Annotated in this window: 11 protein-coding genes and 1 pseudogene; 7 read left to right on the top strand and 5 right to left on the bottom strand. The window is 68.0% G+C overall.

Annotated features, from left to right (window positions below; genetic code table 11):
• Positions 1-3 precede the first annotated feature (3 nt).
• Positions 4-714, top strand: coding sequence for a 50S ribosomal protein L1 (gene rplA, locus ACE11G_RS14925; protein WP_006894385.1), 711 nt, complete (start codon positions 4-6; stop codon positions 712-714).
• Between the two features lie 58 nt (positions 715-772).
• Here rplA and ACE11G_RS14920 read toward each other — a convergent pair whose 3' ends face one another.
• The 3 genes and pseudogenes from ACE11G_RS14920 to ACE11G_RS14910 form a co-directional block, all read right to left on the bottom strand.
• Entirely contained in the window at positions 773-1,441 is a 669-nt protein-coding gene (locus tag ACE11G_RS14920) for a response regulator (RefSeq protein ID WP_039866639.1), read from the bottom strand.
• Positions 1,434-2,997, bottom strand: a pseudogene (locus ACE11G_RS14915) (ATP-binding protein). The gene ACE11G_RS14920 and the pseudogene ACE11G_RS14915 overlap by 8 nt, the downstream one beginning before the upstream one ends.
• 38 nt (positions 2,998-3,035) lie before the next feature.
• A complete protein-coding gene (locus tag ACE11G_RS14910) occupies positions 3,036-4,460 on the bottom strand; it encodes a CitMHS family transporter (protein WP_045538059.1) in 1,425 nt (474 codons plus the stop codon).
• A gap of 208 nt (positions 4,461-4,668) precedes the next feature.
• Between ACE11G_RS14910 and ACE11G_RS14905 the strand changes: the two genes are divergently transcribed.
• Positions 4,669-5,502 carry a DUF2786 domain-containing protein gene (locus ACE11G_RS14905; RefSeq protein ID WP_006894391.1) on the top strand — a complete coding sequence of 278 codons (834 nt, stop codon included), beginning with the start codon at positions 4,669-4,671 and terminating at the stop codon, positions 5,500-5,502.
• Positions 5,496-5,993, top strand: a complete 498-nt coding sequence (locus ACE11G_RS14900; RefSeq protein ID WP_039866641.1) for a TIGR04338 family metallohydrolase — start codon at positions 5,496-5,498, stop codon at positions 5,991-5,993. Before ACE11G_RS14905 ends, ACE11G_RS14900 begins: the two co-directional genes overlap by 7 nt.
• Here the strand turns inward: ACE11G_RS14900 and ACE11G_RS14895 are convergent.
• Positions 5,990-8,053, bottom strand: a complete 2,064-nt coding sequence (locus ACE11G_RS14895) for a CocE/NonD family hydrolase (RefSeq protein WP_045536578.1) — start codon at positions 8,051-8,053, stop codon at positions 5,990-5,992. The two genes, ACE11G_RS14900 and ACE11G_RS14895, sit on opposite strands and share 4 nt — an antisense overlap.
• A 117-nt stretch (positions 8,054-8,170) precedes the next feature.
• Positions 8,171-9,367, bottom strand: coding sequence for a glycoside hydrolase family 76 protein (locus ACE11G_RS14890; protein ID WP_045536580.1), 1,197 nt, complete (start codon positions 9,365-9,367; stop codon positions 8,171-8,173).
• Between the two features lie 317 nt (positions 9,368-9,684).
• On the opposite strand from ACE11G_RS14890, the gene rplJ reads away from it, so the two are divergent.
• The 4 genes from rplJ (at position 9,685) to ACE11G_RS14870 (ending at position 13,223) form a co-directional block, all read left to right on the top strand.
• Complete coding sequence (gene rplJ / locus ACE11G_RS14885) at positions 9,685-10,215, top strand: 50S ribosomal protein L10 (protein ID WP_006894397.1); 531 nt, start codon at positions 9,685-9,687, stop codon at positions 10,213-10,215.
• A 100-nt stretch (positions 10,216-10,315) separates the two neighbouring features.
• Positions 10,316-10,702, top strand: coding sequence for a 50S ribosomal protein L7/L12 (gene rplL / locus ACE11G_RS14880; RefSeq protein ID WP_006894398.1), 387 nt, complete (start codon positions 10,316-10,318; stop codon positions 10,700-10,702).
• A gap of 497 nt (positions 10,703-11,199) precedes the next feature.
• Positions 11,200-12,420, top strand: coding sequence for an ABC transporter ATP-binding protein (locus ACE11G_RS14875; protein ID WP_045536583.1), 1,221 nt, complete (start codon positions 11,200-11,202; stop codon positions 12,418-12,420).
• Positions 12,417-13,223 carry an ABC transporter permease gene (locus ACE11G_RS14870; RefSeq protein WP_006894400.1) on the top strand — a complete coding sequence of 269 codons (807 nt, stop codon included), beginning with the start codon at positions 12,417-12,419 and terminating at the stop codon, positions 13,221-13,223. Before ACE11G_RS14875 ends, ACE11G_RS14870 begins: the two co-directional genes overlap by 4 nt.
• Position 13,224: the final 1 nt, after the last annotated feature.

Here is a 13,224-nt window from a genome sequence, read left to right as displayed (position 1 = left end):
CACATGAGCAAGAAGAGCAAGGCCTACCAGGCCGCCGCCGAGAAGATCGACCGCGACAAGCTGTACAGCCCGCTGGAGGCTGTGACGCTTGCGAAGGACACGTCTTCGAAGAACACCGACGCCACCGTCGAGGTCGCCATGCGACTGGGCGTCGACCCCCGCAAGGCCGACCAGATGGTCCGCGGCACCGTCAACCTGCCGAACGGCACCGGTAAGACCGCCCGCGTCATCGTCTTCGCCGCCGGTGACAAGGCCACCGAGGCGGCTGCGGCCGGTGCGGACGAGGTCGGCGCCGAGGACCTGATCGAGAAGATCCAGGGCGGGTGGCTCGACTTCGACGCCGCGATCGCGACGCCGGACCAGATGGCCAAGGTCGGCCGTATCGCGCGAGTCCTCGGACCGCGCGGCCTGATGCCGAACCCGAAGACCGGCACCGTGACCACCGATGTCACCAAGGCCGTCAACGACATCAAGGGCGGCAAGATCAGCTTCCGCGTCGACAAGGCCGCGAACCTGCACTTCGTCATCGGCAAGGCGTCGTTCGACGCCGCCAAGCTGGCCGAGAACTACGGCGCCGCGTACGACGAGATCATGCGCGCCAAGCCGTCGGCCGCCAAGGGCCGCTACCTGAAGAAGGTCACCGTCTCGACCAACACCGGCCCGGGCATCCAGGTCGATCCCGCGGTCTCGCGCAACTTCACCGAAGAGGCCTGATCCTCAGCAGAGCCTGAGAAAAGGGGGCACCGCCGATCGGCGGTGCCCCCTTTTCTCGTCATCGGGCGCGGCGATACTCCTGACGCGGACGGCCGGTTCCGCCGTATTGCAGTGACATCCGGAGCGCGCCGCAGTCGACCAGGGCTGCGAGATGGCGCCGAGCGGTCGCCGCGGAGACTCCCACTCGGGCCGACACGTCGTCGGCGAAGAGCACCGAGTCCGGGCCGAACAGGTCGAGTATGCGCTGCTCGGTCGGTGAGGGGTTGTCGTTGCGCTTGGCGGTGGCAGGCTTCCCGAAGCGCAGCGCTCCGAGCGCTGAGTCGACGGCAGACTGATCGACGTCCGCGGAGTCCAGTACACGGCGGTACTGGATGTATCCGGCGAGGCGGCGCGCGAGGTCGGCGTCGGCGAAGGGCTTGATCAGGTAGCTCAGCGCGCCGGCGCGCATCGCCGACCGGACAGCGGCTGAATCGGTCTCCGCGCCGACGACGAAGCAGTCGCGATCGAGTTCGCCGATCAGGTCGATCCCCGAGCCGTCCGGCAGGTACACGTCGAGCAGCACCAGTTCGATCTCGGGGTGGTCGGCCAGTGCCGTACGCGCCGCCGCGATGGAGCCCGCGCGAGCGACCACGCGGAAGCCCTGCACCGCGGCGACGATCGCGGAGTGCAGGGCGGCGACCCGGAAGTCGTCGTCGACCACGAGCACCCCGTAGTCGGTCTCAGTCATCAGATTCATCCTCCGCTGTCTGCTCTGTGGTCTGCTCGGTCGCGATCACGCCGGGAAGGCCGGCCACCAGCACCGCGCCGTGACCTGATTCGCGGCCTCCAGGGTCCGCGACGCGCACTTCGCCGCCGATCCGTCGCGCCAACTGTCGCACGATCGACATCCCCAACCCGCGGCCGCCAGGGACCGCGCCTGTCTTGGTGGTGATCCCTTCGGCGAAGATCTGCTCGGGATCGGAGAAGGGGATGCCCGCGCCGGAGTCGGCGACGGTCAAGCAGGTTTCCGACCACGGCGGTGACGGTGACCGGATCGGTGAGGCTTCCGGTGACCCAGGTCTGGTCGCCGAGACGGAGGGAGACGCCGTGTTCGCGGGCGTGCGCCGCCTTCGCCTCGAGGAACGCGTGGAGGTGGGGTTCGGTGACGTTCTCGATGCCGTCGAGTCCGCCGCTCGCGCCGGTTCCGGTCAGTTCGTCGAGATAGTCGAGGGCGTCGTCGACATGCCCGTGCCGCAGGAGTCCGGCGAGCACGTGCATCCGATTCGCGGTCTCGTGTCGCTGGGCGCGGAGAGCAGTGCTCATCACCTGGATGGAGTCGTTCTCGCGCGCCAGTGCTTCGAAGTCGGTGCGGTCGATCACCGACACCACCGTGCCGAGGTCCTGCCCTTCGGTGATGATGCGGTGCGACGAGACCAGGACGATCCGGTCGCCGACAGTGGCGGCGATGGGATCTGGCGTCGGAGTGGACACGACTCGGCGAACCCGCGGCGTGAGGCCGATGCCGTCGACCGGGCGCCCCACCGGGTGGTGGAGGGACAGGAGTTCGCATGCGGTCTCGTTGGCCACACGCACCACGCCGGTCGCGTCGACGGCCAGCACGCCGTCCGACAAGGAGTGGAGTACGGCACCCTGGTTCCGGACGAGTTCGGCGAGTTGGTCGGGCTGCAATCCGAGGGTGAGGCGCTGCCAGCGCCGAGCGAGAAGGATCGATCCGATTGTGCCGATCGCCATGGCGCCGAGCGCGATCCAGACGGTGGTCAGGATGTCGCGGCGGGACTCGCCGGCGAGTTGACCGGTGGAGACGCCCACGCTCACCAATCCGATCACCTGTCCGCCGGCGCCACGGATGGGCACCTTGCCGCGGACGGATTCGCCGAGCGTGCCGCGGTCGGTCGTCAGGTCAGTCTTGCCGCTCAGAACGCGGTCGGCGTCGGTGGAGACGTGCTTGCCCAGCTCCACAGGGTCAGGATGGGCCAATCGCACGCCGTCGGCGTTCGCGATCACGATGAACAGTGCGGAGGTCGCGCGACGGACCGCTTCTGCCTGGCGCTGGACCGGTCCGTCGACCAAGTCTGTCGCCGGCAGCGACGTGCCCTGGTGGCTGCCGACGCCGGCGACCACGTCGGGGTCGACGGCGACGGTCTCGGCGATCGCGAGCGCCCGCTGCCCGTACTCTTCGCGAACCCGGTCGTCGGCCCCGGAGATCACCGCGCCGAAGCCGACGCCGAGGCTGACCGCGATGACGACCAACTGCAGCAGCAGCACCTGAGTTCGCAACCGCATGGCGACAGCCTAGTGTCGCGATACCGCGTGCCACCGGGTCACAGCGGGATCGCGCCGATCAATCCGCCGACGACGAGCATCGCGAGCGAGACCAGTGCGGCGCGCCAGAGGACCTGCTTGTGATGGTCGGCGAGGCTCACTCCGGCGAGAGCGACCAGCAGCAGGATCGCCGGGACCAGCGGGCTCTGCATGTGGAAGGGCTGGCCGGTGATCGACGCCCGAGCCATCTCGGTCGGATCGATGCCGTATTCGGCCGCGGTCTTCGACAGAACCGGCAGCACGCCGAAGTAGAACGCATCGTTGCTCATCAGGAAGGTGAGCGGGATCGACAGGACGCCGATCACCACGGCCATATGCGGTCCCATCCAGGAGGGGATGCCGTCCGCGAGCCACCGAGCGATCGCGTCGACCATTCCGGTGCCGCTGAACACGCCGGTGAGCACGGCGGCCGCCAGCACCATGGCGACTACCGAGACGATGCTCGAACTGTGCCGGGTGATCGCCTCCTGCTGATCCTTCAGATGCGGGAAGTTCACTGCGAGGGCGATCGCGGCCGCGATCATGAAGAGAACCGGGATCGCGATGATGTCGGCGCCGAGCACGGCCAGCAGCGCCACCGTCAGCGCCGCGTTGACCCAGAACAGCTTGGGACGAAGAGTGGTCCGGGTGGGATCGAGGACGCCGGTGAGCGCCGAGTCTCCGTCGTTCGCGTCGTCCGAACCCCACGAGGAATCGGCTGCCGGCGTTCCGACAGCTTCGGCGGCGGTGATCGAGGCAGAGCCGCCGGTAGGCATGTCGTCGCGTCCGGCCCCGCGCGATGAGGCGAGCACCGATTCCCGGATCTCGATCCGCCCGATGCGGCGGCGCTCCAGCACACCGAGGTGGAATGCGAACGCGAAGACCACCAGCATGCCCGCCGCCAGCGCCGGAAGCATCGGCAGGAACACCGCGTTCGTATCGATCTTGAGGGCTGTCGCGGCGCGGGCGGTGGGGCCGCCCCAAGGCAGGATGTTCATCGTGCCGTTCGCGAGACCGGCGACCACGGTGAGCACGACCGGGGAGACGCCGAGCTTCAAGTACAGCGGGAGCAGCGCGGCGGTGGTGATGATGAACGTCGTCGATCCGTCACCGTCGAGGGAGACGACGGCTGCGAGAGCCGCCGTGCCGACCACCAGGCGAGCGGGATCGTTGCGTACCAGTCGGACGATGAAGCGCACGATGGGGTCGAAGAGCCCGACGTCGATCATGAGTCCGAAGAAGATGATCGCGAAGAACAGCATCGCGGCGGTGGGGGCGAGGTCGGCGATGCCGTCCTTGATCATGTCGCTGACCCCGAGTCCGGCACCGGCGAACAGGGCGAACGCGACCGGGACGAGAATGAGCGCGACCACCGGTGTCGCGCGTTTGGTGATGATCAGGAACATGAAGGTGGCGACCATCGCCAACCCGAGCGCTACCAACATTGCGTGCTCCTTCGTGCCGTGAAGTTCCGGAAGGTCGTGTGACCCGCCACTTGAGCACTCTGGTCGTAACGTGAATCACAGTCGAGGTTGTGTGCGTTAGTCGCCTTTCGCGCATTGTGCGCAGGGCCCGTACAGCGCCGGCGTCGAACGCGTGGGCCTGTGGACAGCGGCCTGGGAGACGTCACGGTGCCCCGATAGCCTGTGACTCATGCGCGACGACAAACTGCTCACCCGGATCGGCGGTCTCCTGCGGCAGGCGGAGGGCACGGACAACGAGCACGAGGCGGAGGCGTTCATGGCGGCCGCTCAGCGGCTCGCGACGGCGGCCTCGATCGATCTCGCGATGGCCCGGGCGCACGATCCCGCAGCCAGGAAGGCCGCCGCGCCGATCACCCGGCAGATCGAGATCGGCAAGGCGGGCAAGCGGGGACTGCGGACATACGTGCAGTTGTTCGTGCAGATCGCACAGGCCAATGATGTGACATGCGACGTGGCGTCCAATTCCACCTTCGTGATCGCTTACGGCTTCGAGACCGACATCGACGCCTGCGAGGCGCTGTACACGTCGCTGGTGATTCAGATGGTGGCCGCGAGCGATGCGTACCTGAAGTCGGGGGCGTACAAGGGGGAGACTGCCAGGCAGATGGTCACCAAGACCGCGGGCTACCGCCGTCGACGTGTGGTCGAGGAGAAGGCGCTCTCGCCGATCACCGCCCGGCTCAACTTCCAATCGGCGTTCGCGGCACGGATCGGCACCCGGCTCCGCGCGGCGCGCGACGAACAGCAGCGGGAGACGGTGCGCATCGAGACCGAGAGCGGCCCGGCGCGCTCGGTCTCCTCGGCGGTCGCGCTGCGGGACAAACAATTGGAGATCAAGGACTTCTACCGCTCCGAATCGAAGGCCCGCGGAACGTGGCGTGCGAGCAGTGCCACGGCCGGGTACTCTTCGGCCGCGCGCCAGGCCGGCGACCGTGCCGGCCGGCGCGCGCGCATCGGCGCCGACCGGGAGTTCGGTGCGCCGCGCGGCGCGCTCGAATCGTGAGCCGCGACCAGACGCGCCGACGGCTGTACGACGCTGAGCGCCTGGTGTTGCGGATGTTCGAGCGGGCGGGCGGCGCGCATACGGTGCAGCTCGCCGGCACCGAACTGACGTTGCCCGCGGAGGCGAGGTTCGGTTCGGTGGACGACGTCTCCGCGTACGCCCGGCGCGTTCTGGCCCTGCCGTCGGTTCGGGCGGAGTTCACTCGGGCGATCGTCCCGGTCCGGGTTCGGACGAGACGAGGCGAACGTGCCGCGCACTACGAGCGGGCGACCGCGACCATCGCCGTCCCGGACTCGGCCGGCGGTCGCTGGGCACTGCGGGAACTCGTCGTCCTGCACGAGTTGGCGCATCACTTGGACGAGGTGGGCGCTCCGGCCCATGGTCCGGCGTTCGTCGGAGCTCTGATCGGGCTCGTCGAGCGGGTCCTCGGGCCCGAGGCAGCGTTGGTCTACCGCGTCGTCTTCGGCGACAGCGGACTGTCGGCGCGCTAACCCCGCTGCGCGGTCGCGGCGACGATCGGCACCGGGGCGGCACCGAGCTCGCCGTCGGTCTGGAAGGTCAGGTAGCTGGGCTTCGCCGGGTCCAGGACCAGCTGCTGACGGCGCCCGCGGGCCTTGATCAGGTCGGGGACGATCGTCAGATAGCGCGGCAGGCTCGCCGCGTACACGTCCACCCGCAGCCGGTGGCCCGGGGCCAGGACCGCGTCCGTGGGCACGAGGTCGACGTCGATGCGGACCGGCTCGTCCGCGGGAACGGGCAGCCGGCGTGACCGCGTCAGGTAGTGGTACGCGTCGAGCAGCACGCCGTCGTCGGTGTAGGTGGACCGCGACGGGTCGAGCGCGCGGTTGGAGGCCGTGAGTGCGCCGTTGGTCAGCACGGTCGACGTCCCGTCGGGTGCGACGTCGTTGACCGTCACGGCCCAGATCCCCTCGTGCGCCGTCGTGGAGACGTTCAGACGCAGATTCATCTCGCCGGAGACCTGCGTCGGCCGGTCGACCGGCTCGCTGGTGAACGACAGGGCCGCCTCCTCCTGGAAGCGGGCATCGGTCGCGAAGCTGTCGCCGAGCACGATGGCGGCGCCCGCGGTCACCTGCGCGAGATCGCGGGAGACGAATCCGCGCAGGCTCGGCCGGATCCGCAGGGAGCGGCGCCGGGAGGCCGGTGAACTGCGCAGCGTGCCGTCGTGTTGCGCGTGCAGTGCGGTTCCGGTGGGCCCCTCGGTCAGGAACAGGCGCCGCGGTGCCACCTCCTGCCGGGGGAACGACGGTCCGCACGACCACGCGCCGCCCTGCTGTTCCAGGGTCACCGGTCCGTAGGCGTCGACTCCGTTCTCGACGCCCTTGAGCCAGCGGTCGAACCACGCCCGCTGGAGGACGTCGAGGCGGGGCGGTGCGAACGGGCGCTCGTGACCGAACCCCGGGTCGAGGTGGTAGCCGTCGGCGATGAGCGCCTGCTTGCGTCCGGGCTCCATCTGCAGCTTGGAGTAGACGCGCGTGGCACTGCGGCCGAAGAGATCGTGCCAGCCGCCGACCGTGAACGTGGGACACACGATGTTCTCGATCGCGGGATCGCGCTCGGCGAAGTACGGATCGTCGAAGATCCGGTCGTCTCGAGCGGTCAGGAAGCCCCACATCAGCGACGGCATCTCCGTGGCCGGAGACTTCACGCGCGCCGACAGCCACCGGTACGCGTCGCCGCGCAGCACGTCGGCGACGGCGGTGGCCGGGTTCGGCAGCCACTTGAGCCCGTTGACCAGTGCCAGCCACAGCGGGATGAAGGCCGACGGCATACCGCCGGTGATGTAGATGTCGCGGACCACGTCCTCGCTGCCCTCGACGGCGAAGACGGCTTTGAGTTCCTCGGGGCGGTGTCCCGCCGTCTGCAGGGAGTTGATGGCCGAATACGACCATCCGGTCATCCCGACGCCGTCGGCGTACCAGTCCTGAGCGCTGATCCAGTCGATCACCTCGAGGCTGTCCTGCTGTTCGCGGGAGCCGAGGATCTGCCATTTGCCGTGCGAGGTTCCGGTGCCCCGGACGTCCACCAGGACCTGTACGTACCCGGCGCGCACCAGATTCCGGTTGATGCCGAAGACGTCCCACAGCCCCTTGGAGAAGGTGCGCGTGATGCGCGTGGCGCCGGCGAGCGGCCCCTCGTCGGCGACCATCATCGCGCTGGCGGTCTGGACGGTCTTGCCGATCACGGGAGCGTGCAGTGCGTGGTCGAGCCCGTCCAGCACTGCCCGGTTATAGGGATTCATGTTGAGGATCGCCGGCAGGGGAGTGCGGATCGGCTGACCGAACCGATTCGCCGGCCGGACGAGCGTGGCGCGCAGGGTGACCCCGTCGCTCATGGTGAGACGAATGCTGCGGTCGATGTGAACGCGCGGATAGGGCTTCGGCCCGTCGACGGCTCGACGCCATTCGAGGCCGGCGACTCCGCCGGCGGCATCGCGGTAGTCGGGTGCCGGGATCAGAGCCGGACGTTCCTGCGGGACTGCGAATCCGCTCTGCCCCTCGGCCAGGCCGCCCAGGTCGTACTGAAGCGTCATTCTCACGTCCCCCCTTTGCATTCGTCACAGTGCGGGCTGGAGTCGGCCCGAGCGCATCGGTGTGGCGTGAGTCACGCGGGCGTCCTCCCTAATCTAAAACGATGCACAGCCAGATCGTTAATCCGGGGTTGCCGAACCGGTGTGCTCGCTTGACCCGATCGTGACCGAGACAGCCGCCTCGAGCAGGATTCCGGCCGAGATCTGAACGGAGAGATCCCGTTCGGGGACGCTCGACGACTTGACTGCGCCGCCGATCCTCTGCGCCGCGGCGCCGGTCGCGTCCGGCAGACGCGCCGGCCTGTGCCAGTCCGGTCCGAAGACCGGCAGTCCCTGCGGGTCGGTGGCGCGGTTGTCCCACGCGGCCTGTGCCGCGGTGAGGACCAGTCCCGCCGCCGCTGAACGCAGTTCGCCGGCGCCCGCCGCCTCACGGGGAAGGTCTGTCGCGACCAGTGCGAGATAGCGGGCGAGGATGCCGGCGAAGAGGCCGCCGTCCCCGCCGCCGGCGCCGCGAATCACACCGTCGACGGTCATGCGGTCGCCGACTGCTCGCAGGATCCGGTCGATACGGTCCAGGTGCACGGGTGAACCGGTGAGGCGAAAGGCCTCGGTCTCGGCACCGAGGGCGACGCCCTGGCAGTAGGTGAAGACCGTTGAGTCCAGCTCACGCGTGCCGTCCGGCCGGGACCACACGCCGTCGGCGATCAATCCCGACGGCAGGCGCAGTTCGCGTTCGATCCAATCGGCCATCTCCACGGCACGGTCGGGTCGGCCGGTGCGGGCCAGCAGAATCGCGGCCGGACCGTTGGCGGGGGTGTTGAAGAACGAGTCGGTGGTCCGCCAGGGGATTCCGCCGCCGAGTTCGGGTGACCACGCGTCGTGCATCCGGTCCCGCAGCGTGTGCAGCGCCCGGCGGTGCGATGCGCCCGCGGTGTCGTGCAGATGGCGACCGGCGCGTTCGAGAGCCAGGCCCAGCCACGCCATGTCGTCGTAGTAGGCATTGGTCCAGTGCGCGACGTTCCGCACCCAGATCCCGCGCAGCAGCGCCGCGGCGTCGTCGGCGCAGCGCCGGTCCTCCCGGTGGACGGCGCCGTCGACGAGCAGGTCCACCAGATGGGCCTGCCACCAGTAGTTCCATGACGCTGTCAGGCGCTCGCGCGAGAGCGGTCGTCCGGGCATCGGCCAGGCGACCCGGCCGATGCGGGTGAACGGCAGCCAGCCGCCGACCCGGCGCAGGTGGCGAGCGGCGATCGCGGATTGTGCGGCGGCGGCTCGGTCCTGTGCCTGCACCTCGGCCGATTTGGAATCGGGGCTCATGCCGGTTAGCCTATTAGCCGGTGCAATGAGTCCGACGAGGTCGGACACTTTGCGTCAGTTCAACCAGAGACCGTTGGTTGTCGGAAGCGTTTCCGATCGAAGGCCCGATGCGAGTCGGCGGCCCACGCAGGATGAACGTGGTGAGACCATCTCACGGCCTTTGTGCCGTGCTATGCGCGCCCCGTGCCTCCTGCCCGGGGCGTTTTTCATTTCTCGCGGACCCCTCGTCGAGCGCCCCCGCCTCCCACCGCATTCTCTGGACAGAGGTGCCCCGGTACGCCGGGGCACGACGAATGTGACACGAGAGGAGGCGAAGTATGGCTAAGGCTGACAAGGTCTCTGCAGTTGCAGAGATCACCGAGCAGTTCAACGGTTCCACCGCTGCTGTGATCACGGAGTACCGCGGACTGACGGTGCCGCAGCTCCAGGAGCTGCGTCGCTCGCTCGGCGAAGGCGCTACCTACTCCGTCGCCAAGAACACCCTCGTCAAGCGCGCCGCTGCTGAGGCGGGCCTCGAGGGTCTCGACGACCTGTTCTCCGGTCCGACCGCGATCGCCTTCATCGAAGGTGAGCCGGTTGTGGCCGCCAAGGCGATCAAGACGTTCGCCAAGGACAACAAGAACCTGGTCATCAAGGGCGGCTTCATGGACGGCCGTGCGCTGTCCGTGGCGGAGATCGAGCAGATCGCCGACCTGGAGACCCGTGAGGTCCTGCTGGCAAAGCTGGCGGGCGCCATGAAGGGCAACTTGGCAAAGGCCGCAGGGCTGTTCACCCAGCCCGCATCGCAGGTCGCGCGGCTCGCCGCGGCCCTGCAGGAGAAGCAGGAAGCCGGCGGCGAAGCCGCGTAGCTCACTGCACTCTCCACTTCGGCTCCGGCCGATCACCCATGAACCAGCCTGCGACGCAGGCGCCCCCGTTCCGGCGGGGATCTAACGGAAGGACGCCATCATGGCGAAGCTCACCGCTGACGAGCTCATCGAGCAGTTCAAGGAACTGACCCTGCTGGAGCTCAGCGATTTCGTGAAGAAGTTCGAAGAGGTCTTCGAGGTCACCGCTGCCGCTCCGGTCGCCGTCGCCGCCGCCGGTGCTCCGGCCGCCGCTGCCGAGGCCGCTGCCGAGCAGGACGAGTTCGACGTCGTTCTCGAGTCGGCCGGCGACAAGAAGATCCAGGTCATCAAGGTCGTCCGCGAGGTCGTCTCGGGCCTGGGCCTGAAGGAGGCCAAGGATCTCGTCGAGGGTGCCCCGAAGGCTCTCCTGGAGAAGGTCAGCAAGGAAGACGCCGAGGCTGCCAAGGCCAAGCTCGAAGAGGCCGGCGCTTCGATCTCGCTCAAGTGATCTGATCGACGATCACGAGATCGCCGCATAGGCGATCGCCGAGGCGGGGCTCGCAGGGATACCTGCGAGCCCCGCTTTCGTCGTTCTCTCAGGCGGTTGTCGAGACGGCCGAAGCGACCGCCGGAGCGGCCGCTGAACGACCCCAGGGCGGGTGGTCTTCGCCCGAGGCGGCGCCGGGGCCGGGCCGACATCGCGGGCCACTGAGGGGCCGCTGGGCACACTTTCCGCTGGTGTGACGGGTATCTCGCTTCAGATCGGCGTTCGCTTTGGACCACGCCGCTTCTTTGGGTATTCTCAGGCCACCAAGATGTTACTAGCGGGTACAGCAACTTCGGAGCAGAGTTCGGCTCCCGACTCCGAAGTGTGACTTGAACCTCTGGTGCGTTAGAGTGACCGCAGCCACAGCCGTCCCAGGTCGGTGGCTGCGAAGACTCTGTAGGGGGAGCGAGGCGCCTCGCCTCACCTACGTGGTACCTAGAAAGGTCTGGAGGAACACTGTGGGTGTTGAGGTCAAGGTCGAGGGACTGACGAAGTCGTTCGGCTCACAGAACATCTGGCGAGACGTCTCGCTGACGCTGCCCGCCGGAGAGGTCAACGCCCTGCTCGGTCCGTCCGGTACCGGTAAATCGGTCTTCCTCAAGACGCTGATCGGCCTGCTGCATCCAGAGCAGGGCTCGGTCGTCATCGACGGCACCGACATCACCGAGTGCTCCGCCAAGGAACTCTACGAGATCCGCAAGCTGTTCGGTGTCCTATTCCAGGACGGCGCCCTGTTCGGCTCGATGACGCTCTACGACAACATCGCCTTCCCGCTTCGTGAACACACGAAGAAGAAGGAAGACGAGATCCGCCGCATCGTAATGGAGAAGGTGGAGCTGGTCGGTCTCGCGGGCGCCGAGGGCAAGCTTCCCGGTGAGATCTCGGGCGGTATGCGCAAGCGCGCCGGCCTGGCCCGCGCACTGGTCCTGGACCCGGAGATCATCCTCTGCGACGAGCCGGACTCGGGCCTCGACCCGGTGCGAACCGCATACATCTCGCAGCTGCTGATCGACATCAACGCCGAGATCGACGCCACGATCCTCATCGTCACGCACAACATCAACATCGCCCGCACCATTCCGGACAACATCGGCATGCTGTTCCGCAAGGAACTCGTCATGTTCGGCCCGCGCGAGCAGCTGCTCACCTCGGAGCAGCCGGTGGTCAAGCAGTTCCTCTCCGGCGACCGGTTCGGTCCCATCGGCATGTCCGAGGAGAAGGACGAGGCGGTCGCGGCGGCGGAGGCGGCAATGCAGGCCGCGGGTATCTCCGGCGGCGGCACCAAGGACGACTTCTCCGAGATCATCGCGCAGGTGCAGCCGAACCCCGGCATGCCGGTGCGCAAGGCGGCCATCCGCCACCGCGCGAACGTGCTGGCCATGCTGCCCTCGCTGCCGGAGAACGCTCAGGCCGCGATCCGCGCGTCGATCGCCGAGGAGGACGAGCGCGCCGCGCAGTCCCCCGAGTCCGTTGCGACGCTCGTGGCCCTCGCCAACACCGACTTCAGCGACCCCGCGGCAGTACAGGCCGCGCAGGACCAGGCTGACACCCAGGTGATCGAACGTCCGACCGACGTTCTCGCCACCGCGGCTGACGATGCTCAGACGCAACCGATCGATACCGCTGCGATCGAGACCGCCGTCAACCAGTCTGATGGACAGGGGAGTACCCAGGCATGACGAGTGCCACCTCGCGTGGCGTCGACAAACTGGCGAAGGCCGGTGAGGGCGCGCTTGCCCAAACCGGCAATATCGTCCAGTTGTTCGTCGACGTCGCCCGCCAGCTTTTCGTGCGGCCTTTCCAGTTGCGCGAATTCATTCAGCAGGCCTGGTTCATCGCCAGCGTCACGATTCTGCCGACCGCGCTCATCGCGATTCCGTTCGGCGCCATCGTCTCGCTGCAGACCGGCTCGCTGATCAAGCAGCTCGGCGCCGAGTCGTACACGGGTGCGGCGTCGGTGCTCGTCGTCGTGCAGCAGGGATCGCCGCTGGTGACCTCGCTGCTCGTCGCGGGAGCCGCTGGCTCGGCGGTCGCGGCCGATCTCGGCTCACGGACCATCCGTGAGGAGATCGACGCCATGGAGGTGCTCGGCATCAACCCGGTCCAGCGGCTGGTGGTGCCGCGCGTGCTGGCGATGGTGCTCGTCGCAGTCCTGCTCAACGGCCTCGTCGCCGTGGTCGGCATCGGCGGTGGCTACTTCTTCAACGTGGTCGTGCAGGGCGGTACGCCGGGTGCGTACCTCGCCTCGTTCGGCGCGCTCGCTCAGTTGCCCGACCTATACATCTCGACGCTGAAGGCAGTGATCTTCGGTGTGATCGCGGGTGTGGTCGCGGCCTACAAGGGCCTCAATCCGAAGGGCGGCCCGAAGGGCGTCGGTGACGCGGTGAACCAGTCCGTCGTCGTGACCTTCCTGCTGCTGTTCTTCGCCAACCTGATCATTACTGCGGTCTTCCTGCAGATCGTTCCGCCGAAGGTAGGTTAGT

The organism is Gordonia sp. PS3, from assembly GCF_041950545.1.
Classification (GTDB): domain Bacteria; phylum Actinomycetota; class Actinomycetes; order Mycobacteriales; family Mycobacteriaceae; genus Gordonia; species Gordonia sihwensis.
This window is presented reverse-complemented; position numbering and strand designations above follow the sequence as displayed.